Raw genomic sequence first — 22,033 nt, forward strand, 5'->3', positions numbered from 1 at the left:
CTATTTAATTATCAGATAAAGTATTCCCAAAACAACAACGGTCAATGCAAAGCCCAAATACGCCTGTAACTGTCCGTTTTGAATATGCCGGACAAGATGACCAATATAATATGTCACATGGGCAAACAAATTGACCAGCCCGTCGACGATATGTTTGTCAAACCAATAAACAACAACTGAAAGCCGACGTACAAACCAGGAAAAAAGCCTAGTGAACCCGTCCACCACGTGACGATCGAAAGCATATAATATTCGGCTAAGTTCTAAAGTTCCTGTTACGAATATGCGTTCGTTAAATTCGTTCAGATATCCCTGCTTATTGGCGAAGCGCACCAAGACATTGTTTTCAGATAAAGGATATTTTTGTTTTACATACCAACTCCATCCGATAAGCCACACCAAAACTGCTCCGGCCGTTAAAAGGGCGGGAATGAATAAATGGGCTTGTGCCAAGCTAGGAGAGATGGAGTCCGTATCCAATGTCAGCATAATCCAAGAACGATGATAATCTACCGGCGACGGACCAAAGAAGGGGAATAAGCTACCTGCTGCAAGGAAAAACATCGGTATAAGCATGGCCTTCGGAGCTTCATGCAACGTAAAACCAGCTTTAATATAAGTACGGTATTTAAAAGAACCGAAAAACGCCTTGAAGATAATCCGACCGATGTAGAATGCCGTCAGTAAACTAACGATAATCAATACCACTGGAATCAATACATACACACCGCCAAGGTGGTTTGCCCATTCATATGCGGTAATCACGATGCTATCTTTGGAGAGATAACCCGAAGTGAATGGGAATCCAGCAAGAGATAACGAAGCGACCACCATACAGATGAAGGTCTTGGGCATGAAACGCCGTAAGCCGCCCATATTACGTAAATCCTGCGGATCGAAGTCCAATTCTGCCTTTGTTTTCAAATGGGCCATTTCATGTATGATTGCTCCTGCACACAAGAACAATAAACATTTAAAAAACGCGTGTGTGGTAAGGTGGAACATGGCAGCATCCCAAGCGCCGATGCCAACACCCACCATCATGAAGCCTAATTGGGAAATCGTTGAAAAAGCGAGTACTTTTTTAATGTCATATTGCCCCAAAGCAAAGAGAGCAGCGGACAGCGCAGTAATTGTACCAATGATAGTGATGACCAAGAGAACCGTTTCGTTGAAAAGTGGGAAAACAGTACATAGCAAGAACACACCTGCGGCGACCATCGTAGCGGCATGGATTAGAGATGATACCGAAGTAGGTCCCTCCATCGCATCGGGTAGCCATACATGCAATGGAAACTGTGCCGATTTTGCCATAGCACCCAGAAAAAATGCAAGCCCAGCGAAGGTAACCCAAAGGACGTTTTTATCTAGAGTTGGGATGATGCCCATATCGACTCCCGTAAAGAATGTTCCTGTCTGCCCAAATAAAGCCGATAGATCTAAAGTGCCACAATGTGCATAAACTAAAGCTATCCCAACGAGAAAGCCAATGTCCCCTATTCTATTGATCAGAAATGCTTTCTTGTTGGCCTGCGCAGCAGTCTCTTTGGTAAACCAAAACCCTATCAATAAGTAGGAAGCAAACCCCACCAGTTCCCAAAAAATATATAGTTGTAGCAGATTGAGAGATACGGTGAGACCCAACATGGCAAAGCAGAACAGGCTTAGGTACATCCAATAACGGTGTATACCGCTATCGCCTTTCATATAGGCGCGGGAATAGATATGTACAGGTAGCGCGATAATACAAACGATCAGTTGCATCAATGCGGTGAGATTATTGACGAGTATGCCCACATGAAGTGTATGCTGTCCAATGGTGAACCACTCCCATTTTTGTAAAACAGTGGTTTCATTCCATATAGGCAAAAACACACCGAACAGGCTTATTATAGTACTCGCTAAAATAGCGATTAATGAAATATTGCCCGAAATTGCTTTTTTACCCAATAAGGCTTGTGTAATGAATGCCAATAAGGGAAACAACATCACGAGAATGCTGGCGGTAACGGGTGATATGTGGAAAAAAGTGTTCACTTAATCTTTCAATTCGTGGATGTTTTCGGGATTGATGGTTTTAAAATGGCGGTATACATTTAAGATAATTGCCAGGCCCACAGCAACGGCTGCTGCGGCAAGAACGATGGCGAACAAAGCGAAAACCTGGCCGCCATAATTTACCTTATCGTATTTTCCGAATGCTACAAAATTCAATATCGCGGCATTGATCATTAGTTCAATGCCAACCAATATCATAATGGTGTTGCGTTTAGCAAGCACTGCGTACAAACCGATACAAAAAATACATGCACTAACAACCAAAAAATGGGTAAGGGTTATCATTCGTTATTCTCCTTTCGTGATAAGTGTGCAGCTCCCATAAGTGCCATCATGAGGAAAACGGATATGATTTCAAAAGGTAAAACATACTGGGTCATAAATTTGAACCCCAATACTTTTATATTATTGTCCGTAGGTAAAATAACCGTTCCTTTGGCTTCAGATTGCGTAATCCATTGTGGCATATGCTGCGACCAGCTGATATAGCTGTATACCATAACGCCCAGAAAAGCCACGGCTAGAGCCAATGCCTGCCAATTAGGTAATGAGATAAACCGCTTGGATGTAGATTGTAGGTCGTTAAGCAATTCTTTGTTGGACAGCATGAAAGCAAATATCAACAGGATCAGCACTCCACCGACATACACCAAAATCTGTGTGATAGCGATAAAGTCCGCCAGAGCGAAAAGGTAAAGTCCAGCCATCGCAAAAAGCACGATGAAAAGCAAGAATAGCGCACGAGCAGTATTGCGTATATTGACTAATAAAAGGGCAGAAACGATAGCCATGCTGGCGAAAGCGTAGAATAATAAGGACTCGATCATCATTATTTTTTCTTAGCCGCCTCCTTATCAGCTTGAAATCGTGTCCACTCTTCTTTTCGTTTCGCTATCTCTTCGTCCGTCATATCGGAAAAACCATAGATCAGATCGGTCAGTTTTGATGTGCTGCGGTCGTATTGATCAGTCATGGTAATACATTCGGTAGGGCATACCACGGTACATAACCCACAGTACATGCATTTTGCCATGTCGATATCAAACTTCTCCGGATATAACCGTTTGACACTGCCATCCGATGTTTTTCCGATGACGCCTACCGATTTGATGGATTGGATGTCTATACAATCTACTGGACACGCCTTTGCGCATAGATCACAGACGATACAGTCTTCAATATCGACCTGCAATTGATAACGTGCGACTTCCGGAATAGGCATCTTTTCCTTTGGATACTGTACCGTGGTAACACCTTGCTGCTGCTTAAAGTAGTTTTCGTCGCGAATGTCGAACGTACTACGTGATTTGCGTGCGCCAAACAAGTGCCTGACCGTTAAAAATAAACCTTTAACGGCAGTCATAAATCCTTGTATGGTTGTTTTTAATACCAAAGTTATCTTACGTTTACAACATAACCAATATTCTCCATAATCCCGATATAGCGAGACAAACAAATGCTAAAGGGATTAAAACTTTCCAACATAAGGTCATCAGCTGGTCAGCCCGAAAACGGGGCAAGGTCCAACGGACCCACATCTGTATACCGACAATGGTCAGCGATTTCATTAATGTCCATGTAATTCCCCAACCTAAACCTGTTGTCCAGTCGGCAAGACGCAAACTGCCAATATTGGGCAATGGGCTGTTCCATCCTCCTAAGAAAACGACGACTCCCAAGATAGCAACTAGAAACATCATCGCATATTCGGCAAGGAATAAAAAGGCGAATTTGATTCCACCATATTCAGTGTGAAATCCACCGATAAGTTCCGATTCGGCTTCGGGGATATCAAATGGAGCGCGATTACACTCGGCAAGCGAAGCGATGAAGAAAATAGCGTAAACGATGAGGAGGTGGGGCGCTTGGAAAATGTGCCACGCGAAAATGCCTCCAATATCGGTTACATTCCAAAATCCCATAAAATAAATCTGCTCTGGCGATGCAACGCCTTGCAGGTATGCGATGTCGTTGAGATTTAATGTCTGTGTAATCATAACCGCTGCGATCAGCGACAAGCCTACCGGCAGTTCATAGGATACCATCTGTGCAATAGCGCGGATAGATCCTAATAACGAATATTTGTTGTTGGAGCCCCAGCCCGCCATTAAAATGCCAATGGCGTCGATCGCTACGATAGCTATGATGAAAAAAAGTCCGGTATTGGTATTTGCAGGTATGAAACCCGGCGCCCACGGCACGACACTGAAACCTATGAATACGGCGACAAATATCACGATAGGGGCAAGTGTAAACAAAACCTTATCTGCCGCAGATGGCGTAATAAACTCTTTCTGTAATAATTTCAAAATGTCCGCTAACGTTTGGATAAGACCGTATTTTCCTGTTTCCATAGGGCCTAAGCGATCTTGTACAAAACCGGCGATTTTACGCTCTGCGTAAACAGCAAAAAGCGTAAACCCCGCAATGAAAGCAAAGATTGCGACAGGTACAATGATATGGACAATGAGATCGACCAATTTGCCTTTTTAGAATAGTTCTTAATTGGATGCAAACATACACAAATCGTAGCAAAACGCCATAATATTTGAAGAAAATATACTAAAATAGTAGAGTTTATTTTTCATGTTGATATCTATAGCGTTATACTTTTGCCAATAATCCAACTGTCTAATATGTAGCGTGACGCTTAAACCTTTCGTTTGTAAAGGTGTTTAATATAGAAAAATTATGCAGATGAAAAAAATCAACTTTGTTTATTTAGGCCTTTTGGTGATGCTGTTGGCAAGTTGTGCCGTCCGAAAATCGTCAAATAATGGTGTATCCGATTTGGTCGGAAAAAAATGGCAGTTGGTGGAGCTCCATGGTAAACCTGTTGCGGCTAAGGTCAACGGTAAGATGCCATTTTTAAAACTTGAAGAAAAAAGTGACCGTTATAGTGCTAGTGGGGGATGTAATGGTATTGGAGGCGAATACACGCTGGAGAAAAACAATGGTATTACATTCTCTCGCGGGATGTCTACGATGATGGCTTGTGCCGATATGAGCATTGAAAACGGTCTACGTACATTATTTGACGAAGTGGATACCTATGCAGTGAATGAAAATACGATGCGTTTATCAAAGGGAAAAGATGGAGAAGCATTGGCGAAATTTGCACTGGTTGTTGATCAGTCGGATAAGCTGGCAGGTACATGGGAATTAGATTATATCCTGGAGCATGAAATTAACTTTGATGAGCTATATTCGGGTCGGAAGCCAACTATTACATTTAACGTTGCGGAAAAGAAAGTAAGCGGTAACAGCAGCTGTAATAATTTTTCAGGTTCGGTGAATATGGACGGTCACACTATTTCATTTGGCCCAATGATGTCGACCAAAATGGCTTGTCCAGGAAATGGTGAACAAGTATTCTTTAAAAACTTGGAGCGCGTGACTTCATTCGACGTGCGGGATTCCACGTTGACCATGATTATGGATGATATGGTGGTAATGCGCTGGCAACAGAAATAGAAAAAAGGCACGATTTTTTTTTAAATCGTGCCTTTTTTCTATCGCTTGTCGAAACCGACATAATCTCGTTTTGCCTCGCCGACATACACTTGACGTGGACGTCCGATAGGTTCTTTATTATCACGCATCTCTTTCCATTGCGCAATCCAACCCGGAAGACGACCCAAAGCAAACAATACCGTGAACATATCCGATTCAAACCCTAGAGCGCGATAAATAATACCTGAATAGAAATCGACGTTTGGATATAGTTTTCTATCGATGAAGTATTGATCATTCAACGCAGCTTCTTCGAGTTTTTTGGCAATATCTAAAACAGGATCTTGTACGCCCAGTTTTTCTAAAATATCATCACAAGCTTTCTTGATGATTTTGGCGCGGGGATCGAAATTCTTGTATACACGATGGCCAAATCCCATCAATCGGAAAGGATCATTTTTGTCTTTCGCTTTCGCCAAGTATTTCTCGGCATCACCGCCATCATTTTTGATAGCTTCCAACATTTCGATAACTGCTTGATTTGCTCCGCCATGTAATGGACCCCACAACGCGTTGATGCCCGCTGATATGGAAGCATATAAATTAGCATTGGAAGAACCGACAATGCGAACTGTAGATGTCGAGCAGTTTTGCTCGTGGTCTGCATGCAAAATCAATAACTTATGCATCGCACTAATAACAACCGGGTCGAAAGTAGTTTCACCGGTCACTTCTCCGAAAATCATATTCAGGAAGTTTTCAATGTAACCGTAGTTGTTTTTAGGATATACCACCGGTTGGCCCAATGATTTCTTTTGTATCCAGGATACGATGGTCGGCATCTTTGCCAGAAGATTGATTATGGTCTTGTTATCTTCTTCCTCCGTAGCATTCGGATTTAAAGATTCTGGATAGAAGGCAGATAATGCACCTACCAAACAGGATAACTGCCCCATTGGGTGCGATTTGGAAGGAAAGCCAACGAAGAAGTTTTTCATGTCTTCGTGGATCATCATTTGCTTTCTGATATCGGAACGAAAATTTTCTAATACCTCTTTGGTAGGAAGCTTACCATATATGAGTAGGTAAGCCACTTCCAGAAATGTCGACTTTTCTGCTAATTGCTCGATGGGATACCCACGATAGTGTAATATACCTTGCTCACCATCTAAAAAGGTAACAGCACTTTTGGTAGCTCCAGTATTTTTAAATCCCGGATCTAATGTGATATATCCTGATTGATCTCGTAATTTGGAGATATCTATTGCTTTTTCGTTTTCAGTACCAATAATAACTGGCAATTCATAAGATTTTCCGCCTAAATTTATTGTTGCTTTATCCGACATATGTTATTAATCTAAAATAATCTACTTTCTACAAATGTATAAAAATCGGTGATAAATTCTAATACCGTTGCAATTTAAATGACAAAGAATTGTCATGATTCGTTTTAATCTCTTTTTCTTTTTTTTGAAAATATTTTTTTCTTTTACGAAAGTTTCGTAATATTGTGAAAGATTAGTATTTTTGGTTATGGAAAAGTTAACTATTCAAGAAGAAGAAGCGATGTTATCCATTTGGCAATTAGGCGGCGGATTTGTAAAGGAGATACTGGATAATTTAAAAGGGGAGAAGCCTCCCTATACTACATTGGCGTCGACGATAAGGAATCTGGAGCGTAAAGGATACGTAAAAGCGGTTAAGTACGCCAATGCAAAGCGCTATGATCCCATTATTTCGGAAAAAGAATATAAAGGGAAGTTCATGCACGGATTCATAGGGGATTATTTTAAGAATTCCTATAAAGAAATGGTTTCTTTTTTTGTGAAAGAAGAGAAGCTTTCCGCAGCAGAATTAAAGGAAATTATGGATATGATAAAGAAAAATAAATCGTAGCTTATGTATTCCTTGCTCGCCTATATTATTCAAGTGAATATCTTACTAGCCATAATATATTTAGGATATTATGGCTTATTGAAAAGACTGACCTTCTATCGTTTGAATAGAGGTTTTTTCCTTATTGGAGCTGTTTTCTCCTTCGTCTACCCCTTTTGGGATATCAAATCTTTATTTCGTAAACATGTAGAACCGGTAGGCGAGTGGATGGGGTATTTGCCGGATTTTTATGCGAAGCAAGTCGCAAAATCTATTTATACGTTGGAAAACGTAATATATAGTTGCATTGCAGTTGTCGGATTATGGTTTGCTGTGCGACTATGCTTGCAGTTATTGAGTTTATTGCGTATCCATATCTACTCGCGAAAGACTATATGGAAAACGTACTGGTATCAAAACGTATTATTTCCTATTGTTCCGTTCTCTTTTCTGAACAAGATTTATCTTCATAAGGAGCAACATGAGGAACCGGAACTTCATGATATTTTTGAACATGAGGATATTCATGTGAAAGGCCTTCACAGCTTGGATATTCTAATGTTTGAGATCTTACTGATAGTTTGTTGGTATAATCCCTTCGTATGGCTCATGCGCAGAGCGGTACGTCAAAATTTGGAATACTTGACTGATCAACAAGTGCTGAATAAGGGCGTGGACCGGCAAACCTACCAGTATTCGTTGCTGAACGTATCGAAGCAAGGTGCTTCGTTGGGGGTAAGCAGCCAGTTTAATTTTAAATTTTTAAAAAAGCGCATTATGATGATGAACAAGAAAAAATCGTCGAAACTCGAATTGAGTAAATATGCTTTTCTGCTACCGATCGTTATCTTTTCGGCAGGAGCGTTTACCATTAGCAAGGCTGATGAAAAAATTACGGAAACGGTGGAAGTGGTTAGGGAAAAACAGCTTGATATAACTACCCGACCAGATACGACGAAGACACCACCATTTGAAGCGAAATTTTTGAAAAGTAAGTCGGAAATTGATCAAACGCAGGACTATTTATACCTATACGATAGGAAGGTATTGTCTAAAGATGATTTTTTTCAGATAGACGATTCAGAATTGTACGGAATGATGTTTTCTTCGAAAGGTGCTTTAAAGGTACGATATGCGGACTATAATGATAAGGATGGCGTTATTTCAGCATATTCAAAGGAGGAGCGTGACCGACAACAAGAGCAGAGTGCTAAAGCTTTATATGTGATAGATGGAGTGATGCAAGAGGGAAAAGAAAGCATGGACGCCTTGGATCCTAATGAAATAGAATCTATTGATGTTCTTAAAGATAAAACTGCAACAGAACGCTATGGAGATAAAGGGAAATATGGTGTTATTATTATCACAACAAAGAAATAAGATAATATGTTGAGTAAATCCCTGATGGACTCATCGGGGATTTATCCCTACTTTGTATTCAGATTCGTCATCGTCAATTCGACGCCAATGTGGACAAAACTCTGTATCATCTTCACAGCATGGTCAATGAGTGCAGGCAATTCCTTTTGCTCGTTGGCATCAAAAGGACTCAATACATAATCTACTTGCCTTCCTTTAGGAAAATTGTCGCCAATACCGAAACGTAAACGAGGATAGTTTTGTCCGCCACAGGTAGCCTCTATGGAGCGCAGCCCATTGTGACCAGCAGCGGAACCCTTCGGCTTGATTCGTAGAGAACCAAATGGAATAGCTAAATCATCCACCACAACCAATACATTTTGTATCGGAACTTTCAGCTCCTGCATCCAATAGTTTACAGCCTTTCCGCTTAAATTCATAAAAGTAGTGGGCTTAATCATGTATACGTTTCTGCCTTTAAGTTTAAATTCTGTATAGTAGGCAAGTTTCATCAGCGACCAGGTTGACCCTGCTTGGTTTGCTGCTTCATCCACCGCCATAAACCCGATGTTATGGCGTGTATCAGCGTATTCCTTTCCGATGTTGCCCAGCCCGACAATTAAATAGTTCATGGATGCAAAGATAGGGATTCGTGTTACATACAAATAAAAAAGCATCGCATATGCGATGCTTTTTTATTTGTCTAAATACCTCGTATTATTTCTTAGAGCCTTTTGCTGCTTTCGCTGCTTCTTGCTCTGCTTGACGCAACGCACGAGACATTACTACAGAAACTATCGTATCGTCTGCATTGTTAAGAACTTTGGCATTTTCCAACGATACCTGTCCTACGCGATAAGATTTACCAACCTCTAACGATTCCATAGGAACCTCGATTTCTTGAGGAAGGTCATTCGGTAACGCTTTCACACGAAGGCTACGCAGTTTCTGAACAAGTTTTCCCCCCATTTTAACACCTGGAGAATCCCCCGTTAATTTGATAGGAATGTTTACAGAAACTTGTTTGTCATCAAACAATTCCAAGAAATCCACGTGTGTCACCAAGTCGGTAAGTGGGTGAAATTGTGCATCTTGAACAATAGCACGTGTTTTTTTGCCGTTGATATCCAATTCTACAAATACCACATCAGCAGTATAAAGAACAGGTTTCAAATCAGCTGCGGATACAGCAAGGTGGGTTTGTTCTTTGCCACCATAAAGAACTGCAGGAATCTTTCCTTCGTAACGCAATTCTTTTGCATCTCTTTTCCCTACGTTCTGTCTAACAGAACCGCTAATAGCAATTGATTTCATCTGATAATTTGTTTTTTTAATTGTTGATGAGAGCTCCCCCGATATACGGGGCCGGTTTCATCTTATATATCTATATTTGAGGTGCAAAAATACAGTATTTTTTTTGATAAGCAAATTTTATTTCCAGCCATCTAAACGGTTATGTTTCCCGGAAATTTAAAGTCTATCGACTATGATAGATAGCAATTTAGCGTTTTGTTTTAAGAAACATTTGGCTAACTTTGTGGCAAAACTAAGTTAATCTTGGAGTTTGTCCGATAGTATAAGGGTAGTACAAATGATTTTGGTTCATTTAGTCCTGGTTCGAATCCAGGTCGGACAACTTTTTGATTTTGCTTTCTTCGAATTGGAAATATTAATAAATCCAACATACATAAAACACGCATAAGAAATGCCTTTGCAATTTAATACGGTGAAGCTGTTCGCAGGGTCGGGAACAGTGGAATTAGCAGAAAAAATCTCCACATCTTATGGAAAACCCCTTGGTGACATGACCTTATCCAAGTTTAGCGACGGAGAAATTCAGCCTTTTTATAACGAGTCAGTGCGCGGAAGCGACGTGTTCCTGATCCAATCCACCAACCAACCAAACGACAATCTTTTAGAGCTTTTATTGATGATAGATGCGGCAAAGCGTGCTTCTGCTCATTATATCACGGTAGTTGTTCCTTATCTTGGTTATGCTCGTCAGGATAGGAAAGATAAACCGCGTGTAGCTATCGGTGCAAAATTAATCGCAAACCTCATTATGGCAGCGGGTGCACATCGAATTATGACCATGGATTTGCATGCTGCACAGATTCAAGGGTTCTTTGATATTCCGGTGGATCACCTAGATGGATCTATTATATTTGTACCGTATATCAAATCGTTGAACTTGCCTAATCTGACCATTGCATCTCCAGACATGGGTGGTTCGTACCGTGCCCGGACATTTGCTAAATTCTTCAATGCGGAGGTTATCATTTGTGACAAACGTCGTAAACGCGCTAATGAGATCGAGTCCATGTCGATTATCGGAGAGGTGAAGGATCAAGACGTCGTTTTGATAGACGATATATGTGATACGGCCGGTACATTGTCTAAAGCGGCAGCGTTGATAATGGAAAATGGTGCCCGTTCGGTAAGAGCGGTATGTACACATGCGGTCTTATCCGGAAAAGCTTATGATACAATCGAGAATTCGGTGTTAACTGAAATGATCGTCACAGATACCATTCAGTTAAATCCGGAAAAGCAAAGAAGCTGTAGTAAAATTAAAGTTTTATCTACCGCTGATTTATTTGCCGGGGCGATAAAAAATGTAAATGAACACGGGTCTATTTCTGATCTGTTTGATATTAAATAATAAATAATGTTGTTTTATAAAAAGGCTGCCTCTCCGATGAGGCAGCCTTTTTAACCTTAGAGGTGACGACTTTTTTTGCTTCCTTTTAAACCTTCATTTTATGTTGACAAATTCAGGCAATAAAAAAAGCGCCTAGAAAAATACTAAGCGCTTTTACGTAGTAGCGGGGACCAGACTCGAACTGATGACCTTCGGGTTATGAGCCCGACGAGCTACCAACTGCTCCACCCCGCAATATTTCCTTTTGCTCAGCCTCGCGCTTTGCTCCTTTATTAGTAGCGGGGACCAGACTCGAACTGATGACCTTCGGGTTATGAGCCCGACGAGCTACCAACTGCTCCACCCCGCAATTTTTTTGGTGACACAAAGATAGCGTTTTTTTAAGCTAAAACCAAAACGAAATTGGCTTTTTTGAAAAGATTGACAAAGAAAATTGGATAATGAGCTAATATTCTGTACTTTCAATTTATCAATTATAATGAATTGTGATGAAAAGAAGATTACCACTAACCGTTGTAAATCTCTATTTATCCGTTCAGCAGTTTTATTTATCCTCTCCTTGTGAGTGGAAAAGTAGTGCTTTGACGCGTAAAAAGAGGTTTTTACTGCCGGATAGTCCGGCGGACAACACAGCCCATTGGGGTGTATGTACACATGAGTCCGATCTGTTTATCTTAAATGCTCAAAGATTATGCGTTCTACCGCTGTATTTATCTTAGCAACTGCTGTTTTGCTGGGGTATAGTACGCTGGTAAAAAGCCAAACATGGAGCGAAAACTCGGTTGTAGAGCAAATTGTAGAACAACTTGTGGAAGAACTGGATGAAGAAATCGACGTCGATGAATTCCTTGAGCTTCTGCGTTACTACCATACACGGCCAATTGATTTAAATAAAACAGACGAACAGGAATTGGCCAGGCTCTTATTTCTATCGCCCTTGCAGATTGCTAGCCTATTAGCACACCGCGAACAGACAGGGAAGTTTCTTTCTGTGCTTGAACTGCAGGGGATTGCTCATTTTGATCTACCGACTATCGAACGGTTAAATCCTTTTATCACTGTCTCTTCTACGTCCACGCTTGAGGGATTAACTTGGCGGAAGCTCTATAACGATAGTGAGCAGCAGTTGATGTTGCGTTATGGTACCGTATTCCAGGAACAGCGTGGTTACCTTATTACGGACAGCACGCGATCGCGTTATTTGGGGGATGCAAACCGTTATATGCTCCGTTATCGTTTCAATTTCCGCAATCGCTTACGCTTGGCGGTCAATATGGAAAAAGATGCCGGAGAGCCTTTCTTTCAAGACAAGCAACGCTATGGTTTTGACCATTACGGCGTTAGCCTATATGTGAAAGATGTCAGTATATTTAAAGAATTGGCGCTAGGGAACTTTGCATTGCAAGTGGGGCAGGGGCTAGTCATGTGGAATGGTCTGAGTTTTGGCAAAGGAGCAATGATTACAAGCAGTGCGAGGCAGGGAGCAGGATTACGAAGTTATACATCGATGAATGAGCATAACTATCTTTCCGGTTTCGCCACGCGGTTATCTATTGATAATTGGGAAATTACGCCTTTTGTTTCCTGGCGAAAATTATCGGGGAACCGTTCCATAACAGAAGACAATAGTTATATCATCAGCTCCATTTCGACATCCGGATTACATCGTACACCCAATGAGCTCCGTAATCGCCGTGCTATAACCCAACGTGTTGCCGGAATTGATGTAACTTATCGTTATAAACGCTTGAAGGTAGGTGCTGTAGGTGTTTACACGGGATATGACGGTACTATTGTGCACGATGGCTCACCACGACACGCCTATTCTTTTGAAGGCGACCGGTTGGTCAATATGGGTGTTAACTACCAGTACACGTTTCGAAATATATATCTGTTTGGTGAAACGGCTCATGCGTATGGGCGGGGTTGGGCAACGCTAAATGGCTTAATCGCTAGTGTGCATCCGAAAGCATCAACGTTTGTTAACTATCGGAATTATCAACGGAACTACCATGCTGTTTTTGCACAAGCACTAGGAGAGGGAAGCGCGGTGACCAACGAAGAGGGGATCTACACTGGATTTATGTTTCATCCCCATAGAAAAATAGAATGGGTAAGTTATATTGATGTGTTCCGCTTTCCATGGTTACGTTATCGCGTGGACGAACCCAGTACCGGAATGGACGTTCTATCTCAATTTACGTATACTTGGTATAAGATAGGACGGGTTTCCCTGCGCTACCGCCATCGGCTAAAACAACAAAACAATAGCGAAAGGCCGCCGGACAGGGAAGTTGTGGATGTATTGAAAGATCAGCTGCGTTTGGCTTTTCAGTATAAACTGTCTAATAAGTGGGAAATCCGGACAAGGGCAGAGGGTGTACGATATGAAAAGGACGGCACAATCGATTTTGGATGGCTAGCTTATCAAGATGTCTTCTGGAAACCTGCCCGTCTGCCCCTGCAGGCAAATTTACGCTTGGCTCTGTTTGCTACCGACTCGTACAATGCTAGGCTGTATGCGTACGAAAATGATGTGTTATATGCGAGTGCGTTCCCCATGTATAATGGCAAGGGTGGCCGTTCGTATATCAATCTGCGCTATCGTATAGGTCGCAAAACAGATTTCTGGCTCCGTTATAGCCAAAATCATTATTTGGATGTGGAAACGGTAGGTTCTGGATTGGATCAAAGCGAAGGTCCGCGCCGGTCGGAGATTAAAATTCAATTCCGATATCAATGGTAGGGCAAGCTTGTTATCTGGCGGTGCGAAAGGTGCCATCTGCCAGGTTTTTTCTATTCTTCGGAATAGGTATTGTTTGTGGCTATTACATAGCATTACCAACATGGCTTTTTCAGGTTGTTATCGGATGTATTATAGCTATACTTCTGCTTTTAATAGGGATCGAGATATATAGTCGACGATGGAGGCGTGTTTTCTTTCCGTGGTTGTTTTACACCCAGTTGTTCTTGTTGGGTATTGTTTGGATAGGACGGGCCCTCCCTGCGCATCAATCACGACATTTTGTTGACAAGGAAGCCGAATATTTGATAGGAGTAGTGATTGATGAACCCGTATATCGCGAGGGAAGTATCCGCTTTCCCTTAGAAATTCGCCATATTGTATACGGTGAAAAAGTAAGTCCTGCAACAGGACAAATCATGTTGACTATTGTTCGGAAAAAGAATGTGTCTGATTTAACATTATCTTACGGCGACAAGCTGTTCTTTCGTAATGAAGTAACGGAAGTACGCGCGCCTCATAATCCAAAGCAGTTCGATTATAAACGATATCTGGCGCATAAAAACATCTATCATCAAGCCTATATACAACCTGCGGATGTCCGGCTGATAGGAAGTGGGGAGGGGAATAATATGGTAGCACGTGCGTTGGCCGTGCGCCAATATTTTGTCCGCAAATTCGAGCAATTTATAATAGACAGAGAAGCGCTGGAGGTATGCTCGGCACTCATTCTAGGCCATCGTGCCAATTTTCAGGCGGAGATATTAGCCGCTTTTATCAATACAGGAACGGTGCATGTTTTGAGTGTGTCGGGATTGCACGTGGGTATGGTATTTTTTCTGCTGAATTTTTTATTGGGTTTTTTAAATCGGTTCCCTCATGGCAGGCCTATTCGATTTGTACTGATCCTTATTTCTATCTGGGGTTATGTTTTATTGACCGGAATGGCACCGTCTATTTTGCGCGCAGGGGTGATGATTTCTTTTCTTTTGGTAGCGGGATGGAGTCAACGATCCAACCAAAAACTTAATTCGCTTTTTGCATCTGCATGTTGTCTACTTTTACTTGATCCCTTTATGATCTTTGACATGGGCTTTCAACTGTCCTATTTGGCTGTTTTAGGATTATTTACACTCTATCCGCTGCTGAATAGAGCCTTTCCAATAAAGAACAGGTGGATACGTATCATATGGCAAGCTGTATTGGTCTCGTCCAGTGCTCAGCTTTTTACAACCCCTTTTGCGTTGTATTACTTCCATCAGTTTCCGAATTATTTTTTACTCGGGAACCTATTTGTAACGGTACCGGCTACTGTGTTGATGTATGGTGGTATCGTATTGGCGGTATGTCCTTTTCTAGCTGTCAATAACTATCTAGGAATAGGGTTATCTCATTTGAGCCGCTTTCTCTTGGGTGGGCTTAAAGCGATTGAGAGCTTACCCTTTGCTACGACGCAAGGCATTGACCTGTCAACGTGGCAACTCTTTTTGTTTCTATCGGTCATCGTTTTTGTACTTATCACCTGGTATGGATTGAGCAAGCCATTTTTGTGGTGTACACTCGTTTCCCTAGGAATACTGGTGTTTTCTACTGTCGTAACCTCGATCAGATATACTTCCTATCAAGGTATAAAAATATACAACGTGGGTCGTGAGGTTGCTATTGCCGTGATCAATTGCGGTAAAGTTTCCGTTATCTCCACGCTGGATAGTCTACAGCATCCACGATTGATGACACAGGTTCTGCCGGATCTTCATCATTATGTACGAACAGGGGATATAGCCTTTCACCAGTTACCCGAGTTAAAAAGAGGGCAACATATGAAGATCCATACAGCTATGGGTACGTTAGGTGTTGTGGAGAGCAGGATAGAAAAGAAGCCTGTGGCATGTGATATTTTATTATGGCGTAACATGTCTCCTTACGATACCCTTGAGCATAAGGATTTCAGCAATATTAAACTTTTGATATTAGACGGGTCGAACAGGGCGAGTATTTTGCCAGAGATGATAAAAAATGCAGATGCTTTGGGGTTATCCTATTACGTGTTGAAAAATAATTTTGCTTATGTTTGGAATAAGAAGCATGGAAAATAAAAGTCTGGACATACTAGAACAGTATTGGGGATATAAAGCCTTTCGGCCGCTGCAGCAGGATGTTATCAACGCGGTGCTACAAGGTAACGATACCTTGGCGTTAATGCCTACAGGTGGAGGAAAATCTATTTGTTTTCAAGTGCCGGCACTTCAGTCGGCGGGTATATGCATTGTGGTCAGTCCGCTTATCGCATTGATGAAAGATCAGGTCCAGAACCTACGAAAAAAAGGTGTCGAAGCGGTCGCTATCTTTTCTGGTATGTCGCGTAGGGAAGTGGATATTGCATTGGATAATTGTGTGTATGGACGGGTGAAGTTTCTTTATCTTGCGCCGGAGCGTCTGTATAGTGATCTGGTGAAGGAGCGGATACGCTATATGAAGGTGAGTCTTTTTGCTATTGACGAAGCACACTGTATTTCGCAATGGGGGTATGATTTTCGTCCCGCTTATTTGGAACTGGCGAAGTTGAGGGAGATTCATCCAAGCACACCTTTTTTGGCATTGACGGCTACAGCGACACCTCGTGTCGTTGATGACATTCAAGATAAATTACGTTTCGTAGAAGGTCAAGTATATCAAAAAAGTTTTCGAAGGGAAAATTTAGCGTATATGGTATTGGCCGAGGAAGACAAGATGGGACGCATGTTGCGAATGATTCACAAGATTGGAGGATCGGGGGTGATCTATGTCCGTAATCGCCGCGAAACGCAAGAAGTGGCACAATATTTAATCAACCACGGCGTGCCTGCGGATTTTTATCATGCTGGACTTGACGCACAAACGCGTTCACAAAAGCAGGACAGCTGGATGGAAAATCGGGTGCGTGTCATTGTAGCGACCAATGCTTTTGGGATGGGAATCGATAAGCCGGATGTGCGGTTTGTACTGCACCTGGATATTCCCGATTCATTGGAGGCGTATTACCAAGAAGCGGGCCGGGCGGGTCGAGACGGAAAAAAGGCTTTTCCAGTTCTGATGTATCAACAGGCGGATCGCGAAAAATTGTGGGATAATTTTATAGCTGGTTTTCCACCAATACCGTTTATTCAACAGGTTTATCATCATCTGGGAAATTACTTCCAGATCGCTTACGGTGCAGGGAAAGGACTTTTCTTTGATTTTGACGTCGTCGATTTCTGCAAACGCTATAAAATAGATGTTCTCCCAACATGGAGTGCTTTGAAGTTTTTGGAAAGAGATGGATGGATTGCTGTATCTGAAGCTGTTTTTATTCCTTCGCGGTTTAAGTTTGAAATAGACTATCAAGAGCTTTATAAATTTCAGGTGCAATCTGCGAAATATGATCCGCTCATAAAATTAATTTTGCGTGCGACAGGTGGCGCATTCGATTTTTATATCACGTTGAACGAATATGAACTAGCGAAAAAGCTTAAGGTTTCGTATGATACTGTAGTGGATATGTTGCGAGGACTCCAACAATTGGAAATAGCTTCCTATCTTCCTAAGACAGATGCTCCACAACTAGAATTTCTGCAAGCGCGTGTAGATTATAAGCACCTCTTTATTGATACATCCTTTATCGAGGAAAGAAAGAATATTAAGGAACAACAGATAAAAGCTATTTATACTTTTCTCGATACGAAAGACTGCCGAAGCATCGCATTGCAAACCTATTTTGGAGAAAAAGAGGAAACGTTTTGTGGAATTTGTGATTTATGTCTGGTGCGTCAACATCGTGAAGATATACGGGAAAAATTGCAGGAGGAAATAAAGACCGTCTTATTGGTGGGCGAAAAAGATGTGAAGCATCTTGTTGATGAATTAACGCTTGGCGACGATGATACGAAGTTACACGTTATTCGATTGCTTCTGGATCAAGAGCAGATTGTTTTGCGGGATGGTTTGTATTATTGGAATAGCGATTTTTAGGGCAGGAATAAAACCTACCCTAAAAATTATTATTTGATCAAACTTAACCAAGCTTCCGCCATTAGATTTGCTCCCGCAAGGGAAGTATGTACACCATCTGTTGTCCAATAATCGCCGGCGCCGCGGCTTGCCGCTTTGTCGAATATGGCCTGATAAGGTAGGAATGTGGCATTATATTCCTTTGCTATTTCTTTCGCCACTTGTTGATAGCCTAGAAAATCGGGATACCAGGCGTCTGTTACATGTTTTACATCTTTCACACCGAATGGTTCGCCAACAATTAATTTAACTTGGGGCAGCTGTTTCAATGTCGTGTCCAACAACTGTTGATATTGCTGTTTATATTGTTGGGGCGTGTTTTGAGCGCCTCTATCGATGGTGCGCCAAAAATCGTTTACGCCGATAAGTATACTTAATATCGTTGGACGTAGTTGAAGAGCGTCGGCATCCCATCTGCTGATAAGGTCTGGTACTCTATTCCCGCTGATACCCCGGTTATATACCTGAATGTTTTTATCTGCATATTTATTTAGCAGCGTAGCGGCGGCCATCATCGCATAGCCATGACCAAACGCGCCCGTGTCGTTTGGTTTTAAATTATCCCTTTTGCGTCCTGCATCGGTGATTGAATCACCTTGAAATAAGATAACATCATTTTGTTGTATGCGTAACTTTTCATTTTTTGCTAGATTATTTTCTGCTGCAAATAACGCTTTAGTGCCTATAGTGGCAGCTCCTAAGGTAAGGAGGCTTTTCGCTAAGAATTTTCTTCTTGTTTCCATATAAAATGAAGGTTTATAAAACCAAGTTAGGCTTTTCATGCGAATTTTTCAACACCTTGTCGTATTATTTCACAAGCATGTTTTATTTCAACTTCCGATATGGTAAGTGGTGGGGCTATGCGTAAGGCGGTTTCACAATGCAGATACCAATCGATCATAACGCCGTGTTCCGCACAAAAGCTACTTACCTGATATACTTGTTCAAAGGTTTCCAATTGCAGACACATCATTAACCCCATCCCCCTAATCTCCTTTATTTTAGGATGGGTCAATTCGTTGCGGAACAACGCTGCTTTTGTTTCCACCGAATCCAGCAGTTTTTCATTTTGGATGACGTGCAAGGAGGCCAGTGCAGCAGCGCAGCTCACGGGGTGACCTCCAAAAGTGGTGATATGTCCCAGCATAGGATTGTCCTTGATGACGTCCATAATTTCCTTTCGCGCAACGAATGCGCCGAGTGGCATACCGCCTCCGATACCCTTCGCTAACATCAAGACATCCGGTACAATGCCAAAATGCTCAAAAGCGAACATTTTTCCCGTCCTTCCAAAACCTGTTTGTATTTCATCGAAGATAAGAATAGCACCCGTATCGTCACATTTTCTGCGAAGAGCCTGCATAAATTCCGTAGATGGAACGCGTACACCTGCCTCTCCTTGGATAGCTTCCACGATAACCGCTGCGGTTTGGTTTGTGATAATACCTAAACTGCTTAAGTTATTGAACTGGATAAATTCTATTTCTGGAAGTAGTGGAGCATACGCCTCTTGATACGCCGGGTTGCCGATTAGACTTAATGCTCCCTGTGTACTGCCATGATATGCTTTTTCAGCAGCGATAATCTGTCGACGCTCTGTATACTTCTTGGCGATTTTCATGGAACCTTCGACAGCCTCTGCCCCGCTATTCGTAAAGTAAACGGAACCGAATGATGGGGGAAGGGTGGCAAGTAATTCGGTGGCAAACTGCACCTGTGGTGCTTGTATAAATTCACCGTATACGGTAACATGAAGATATTTTTCCAGTTGCTGTTGTATAGCAGCTAATACTTCTGGATGCCGATGCCCAATATTGCTCACGTTAAAACCTGAGACGAGATCTAAATAGCGTTCACCATTAGGGCCGTATAGATAGATGCCCTCGGCTTTTACGATTTCGAATAAACGGGGGGATGAAGATGTTTGGGCAGTGTTTTTAAGAAAGAGTTCTCTATTGCTAATCATTTTTACATAATTCGTAGATTCGTGATTCGAAACCGGTTACGACCTATGAATCACGAATGAAGAACTAACGGTTTCTTCTTTGTAGTTCCTTATAAAGCAATTCTCTGAAGTTCTGTTCAACTTCGAAAAACTGAGACGCCCTAGCTGAACCGATTACTTCAGCAAACTTTTTTCTATATTCTTTTTTGATATCCAACTCTTTGGCATCATAAGAGAGCACATCTCGTTTTTCCGATCTATCTGTTCTATTAAAAGAGTTCACTCCCCTCGGAGAAGGTGTTTGCGAATTTTCTTTTTTCCGTGATCGAATAGCCCATACATCTTTACTATATTGATTGTAAATAGGGAAGAAACGTTGTGCTTCAGCGGGCGTTAAATTAAGCTCTTTTGTGATATAGGCAATCTTTTCACTCTCAATCGCTGCAAATCGTTTGGAATCACGAGGCTGTGCACCCGCTGACAGTATACAGAATATAACTGCACTGATTGTGACAAATAAATGTTTAAAACGTAACATTATAACGCGTAATTTAAATAGTCTTCAATATCATTTTCCTTTACATGCGTACAGATCCCTTCAGCATCGTGGGAATGATTGATACACTCCATGATATAAAGAATATCATGACTATCATTCAAAGCACTTAGATAATTAATAATCTCGTCATCGGGAATAGAAGACAAATGTGATTCGCTGAAACTCGCTTGAGCCCCATTGTTTACACTCCCGTTGTTTATACTATTGTATGAAGCGATTCCAATTACTAAGACAACACAGGCCGCAGCCAAATACTGAATCCACTTGTTGAAGTTCAGTCTACGCACGATGGTTTTTTGTCTTTCTTTTGGAACTGTAAAGCCATCAGCAGATATCTGCTGTTTCAGTTTATCTTCAAATATGTTAGTTTGAATGCGCTCAGACAGACTTTCAAAATAGCCCATCGGAACATCGAACTCTTCTTGCTTTACAACGCTTTCTATTCTTGTTTGAGACAGAATCTTATCCGATAAATCTTCAAAGTATCCTTCAGGGACTTTCCATTCTCCATGCACAGCCTCTTTATACTGCTCCATTTTTATGTGAAGCTGTATGTTGTCTGCTAATTGAGAAAAGTAGACCTCGGGTACGCTGAATCCCGTTCTTTCTACATTTGCAAAACCCATTAAGCGTGCTTGAGACAGGACAGAAGAAGAGAGTTGACCAAAATAATTTTCAGGTACCACAAAGGGATTTACACGTAATGATCCCGGCAGGTTTAAACCATCCATTCCATCGTAATATGTATTATCTTCCTTCATAGTCACTTGTTTAGAATCGAAAAGCCGGTTAGGGTTTAATCGTGTGATGTAAAAAAGTGCTCTATTTTTTTAACTGCCAGATGATAAGAGGCTTTTAATGCTCCGACGCTCGTACCTAGGATCTCCGATATTTCGTCATATTTAAGATCCTCGAAATATTTCATATTAAATACCAACCGTTGTTTATCCGGAAGAGTTAAAAGTGCCTGTTGCAGTTTCATTTGTGCTTGATCACCGTTAAAATAGCTTCCTTCTGTTAGTGTTTCTGCTAGATAAGCAGAACTGTCGTCGTCCAACGACAGGTTCTGCTTTTGCTTTTTTCTATTTAGAAAAGTGATACATTCGTTCGTGGCTATACGGTACAGCCAAGTGTAAAGCTGAGAGTCTTCTCGGAATTTTTCGAGATTTCGCCACACTTTGATGAATATATCCTGTACGACATCATCCGCATCATCATGGTCAATGACCATCCGGCGCACATGCCAATATATTTTTTGTTGGTATTTTTCGAGCAAATAGCCAAACGCCTCTTCGCGTGTGCGTTCATCAGCAAATTTTGATATAATTAAGGCGTCTTCCATTTGTTCTCCGC

General features: G+C 41.6%; 20 protein-coding genes and 2 tRNA genes. 7 read left to right on the forward strand and 15 right to left on the reverse strand.

The genetic code is table 11. The annotated features are described in order from the left end of the window. The 5 genes from G5B43_RS05885 to nuoH are packed head-to-tail and all read right to left on the reverse strand — an operon-like array spanning position 1 to position 4,538. Positions 1-2,037, reverse strand: a complete 2,037-nt coding sequence (locus tag G5B43_RS05885) for an NADH-quinone oxidoreductase subunit L (protein ID WP_165293781.1) — start codon at positions 2,035-2,037, stop codon at positions 1-3. Next, positions 2,038-2,343 carry an NADH-quinone oxidoreductase subunit NuoK gene (gene nuoK, locus G5B43_RS05890; RefSeq protein WP_165293782.1) on the reverse strand — a complete coding sequence of 102 codons (306 nt, stop codon included), beginning with the start codon at positions 2,341-2,343 and terminating at the stop codon, positions 2,038-2,040. After that, positions 2,340-2,888: an NADH-quinone oxidoreductase subunit J gene (locus G5B43_RS05895; protein WP_165293783.1), complete on the reverse strand. Its 549-nt coding sequence runs from the start codon at positions 2,886-2,888 to the stop codon at positions 2,340-2,342. The genes nuoK and G5B43_RS05895 overlap by 4 nt, the downstream gene beginning before the upstream one ends. After that, positions 2,888-3,421, reverse strand: coding sequence for a 4Fe-4S binding protein (locus G5B43_RS05900; protein WP_165293784.1), 534 nt, complete (start codon positions 3,419-3,421; stop codon positions 2,888-2,890). The genes G5B43_RS05895 and G5B43_RS05900 overlap by 1 nt, the downstream gene beginning before the upstream one ends. A gap of 43 nt (positions 3,422-3,464) precedes the next feature. After that, on the reverse strand, positions 3,465-4,538 hold the full coding sequence (nuoH, locus tag G5B43_RS05905; RefSeq protein WP_165293785.1) for an NADH-quinone oxidoreductase subunit NuoH: 1,074 nt from the start codon (positions 4,536-4,538) through the stop codon (positions 3,465-3,467). Between the two features lie 217 nt (positions 4,539-4,755). Here nuoH and G5B43_RS05910 point away from each other — a divergent pair, with 217 nt between their 5' ends. Beyond that, complete coding sequence (locus G5B43_RS05910) at positions 4,756-5,532, forward strand: META domain-containing protein (RefSeq protein WP_206367254.1); 777 nt, start codon at positions 4,756-4,758, stop codon at positions 5,530-5,532. A 38-nt stretch (positions 5,533-5,570) separates the two neighbouring features. On the opposite strand, the gene G5B43_RS05915 is transcribed toward G5B43_RS05910, so the two are convergent. Beyond that, a complete protein-coding gene (locus G5B43_RS05915; RefSeq protein ID WP_165293787.1) occupies positions 5,571-6,857 on the reverse strand; it encodes a citrate synthase in 1,287 nt (428 codons plus the stop codon). Between the two features lie 187 nt (positions 6,858-7,044). Here G5B43_RS05915 and G5B43_RS05920 point away from each other — a divergent pair, with 187 nt between their 5' ends. Both G5B43_RS05920 and G5B43_RS05925 read left to right on the forward strand, forming a co-directional pair. Continuing rightward, positions 7,045-7,407: a BlaI/MecI/CopY family transcriptional regulator gene (locus G5B43_RS05920; RefSeq protein WP_165293788.1), complete on the forward strand. Its 363-nt coding sequence runs from the start codon at positions 7,045-7,047 to the stop codon at positions 7,405-7,407. 3 nt (positions 7,408-7,410) lie between these two features. Beyond that, positions 7,411-8,766: a M56 family metallopeptidase gene (locus tag G5B43_RS05925; RefSeq protein ID WP_165293789.1), complete on the forward strand. Its 1,356-nt coding sequence runs from the start codon at positions 7,411-7,413 to the stop codon at positions 8,764-8,766. Positions 8,767-8,813: 47 nt separating this feature from the next. Here the strand turns inward: G5B43_RS05925 and pth are convergent, their stop codons facing one another. Together pth and G5B43_RS05935 are read right to left on the reverse strand one after the other, a co-directional pair. Further along, positions 8,814-9,377 (reverse strand): aminoacyl-tRNA hydrolase, encoded by a 564-nt coding sequence (gene pth, locus G5B43_RS05930; protein ID WP_165293790.1) that lies wholly within the window; start codon positions 9,375-9,377, stop codon positions 8,814-8,816. 85 nt (positions 9,378-9,462) lie between these two features. Next, positions 9,463-10,059, reverse strand: coding sequence for a 50S ribosomal protein L25/general stress protein Ctc (locus G5B43_RS05935; protein WP_165293791.1), 597 nt, complete (start codon positions 10,057-10,059; stop codon positions 9,463-9,465). Positions 10,060-10,450: 391 nt separating this feature from the next. Here G5B43_RS05935 and G5B43_RS05940 point away from each other — a divergent pair, with 391 nt between their 5' ends. After that, complete coding sequence (locus G5B43_RS05940; protein ID WP_165293792.1) at positions 10,451-11,407, forward strand: ribose-phosphate pyrophosphokinase; 957 nt, start codon at positions 10,451-10,453, stop codon at positions 11,405-11,407. Between the two features lie 161 nt (positions 11,408-11,568). Here the strand turns inward: G5B43_RS05940 and G5B43_RS05945 are convergent. Both G5B43_RS05945 and G5B43_RS05950 read right to left on the reverse strand, forming a co-directional pair. After that, positions 11,569-11,641, reverse strand: a tRNA-Met gene (locus tag G5B43_RS05945). A gap of 42 nt (positions 11,642-11,683) precedes the next feature. After that, positions 11,684-11,756: transfer RNA gene (locus G5B43_RS05950), tRNA-Met, on the reverse strand. 342 nt (positions 11,757-12,098) lie between these two features. Here G5B43_RS05950 and G5B43_RS05955 point away from each other — a divergent pair. Genes G5B43_RS05955 through G5B43_RS05965 form a run of 3 tightly spaced genes read left to right on the forward strand, consistent with a single transcriptional unit; the run spans position 12,099 to position 18,137 of the window. Beyond that, positions 12,099-14,153 carry a ComEA family DNA-binding protein gene (locus G5B43_RS05955; RefSeq protein ID WP_165293793.1) on the forward strand — a complete coding sequence of 685 codons (2,055 nt, stop codon included), beginning with the start codon at positions 12,099-12,101 and terminating at the stop codon, positions 14,151-14,153. After that, positions 14,147-16,246 carry a ComEC/Rec2 family competence protein gene (locus G5B43_RS05960; protein WP_165293794.1) on the forward strand — a complete coding sequence of 700 codons (2,100 nt, stop codon included), beginning with the start codon at positions 14,147-14,149 and terminating at the stop codon, positions 16,244-16,246. The genes G5B43_RS05955 and G5B43_RS05960 overlap by 7 nt, the downstream gene beginning before the upstream one ends. Further along, positions 16,236-18,137, forward strand: coding sequence for an ATP-dependent DNA helicase RecQ (locus tag G5B43_RS05965; RefSeq protein ID WP_165293795.1), 1,902 nt, complete (start codon positions 16,236-16,238; stop codon positions 18,135-18,137). The genes G5B43_RS05960 and G5B43_RS05965 overlap by 11 nt, the downstream gene beginning before the upstream one ends. Before the next feature lie 29 nt (positions 18,138-18,166). Here the strand turns inward: G5B43_RS05965 and G5B43_RS05970 are convergent, their stop codons facing one another. The 5 genes from G5B43_RS05970 to G5B43_RS05990 form a co-directional block, all read right to left on the reverse strand. Then, entirely contained in the window at positions 18,167-18,919 is a 753-nt protein-coding gene (locus tag G5B43_RS05970; protein ID WP_165293796.1) for an SGNH/GDSL hydrolase family protein, read from the reverse strand. Positions 18,920-18,954: 35 nt separating this feature from the next. Next, entirely contained in the window at positions 18,955-20,142 is a 1,188-nt protein-coding gene (locus G5B43_RS05975; protein WP_165293797.1) for an aspartate aminotransferase family protein, read from the reverse strand. A gap of 64 nt (positions 20,143-20,206) precedes the next feature. Next, a complete protein-coding gene (locus G5B43_RS05980; RefSeq protein ID WP_165293798.1) occupies positions 20,207-20,659 on the reverse strand; it encodes a hypothetical protein in 453 nt (150 codons plus the stop codon). Beyond that, positions 20,659-21,441, reverse strand: a complete 783-nt coding sequence (locus G5B43_RS05985; protein WP_165293799.1) for a hypothetical protein — start codon at positions 21,439-21,441, stop codon at positions 20,659-20,661. Before G5B43_RS05985 ends, G5B43_RS05980 begins: the two co-directional genes overlap by 1 nt. 35 nt (positions 21,442-21,476) lie before the next feature. Next, positions 21,477-22,022 carry an RNA polymerase sigma factor gene (locus G5B43_RS05990; RefSeq protein ID WP_165293800.1) on the reverse strand — a complete coding sequence of 182 codons (546 nt, stop codon included), beginning with the start codon at positions 22,020-22,022 and terminating at the stop codon, positions 21,477-21,479. Positions 22,023-22,033: the final 11 nt, after the last annotated feature.

Source organism: Sphingobacterium sp. SGR-19 (genome assembly GCF_011043555.1).
Taxonomy (GTDB): Bacteria; Bacteroidota; Bacteroidia; order Sphingobacteriales; family Sphingobacteriaceae; genus Sphingobacterium.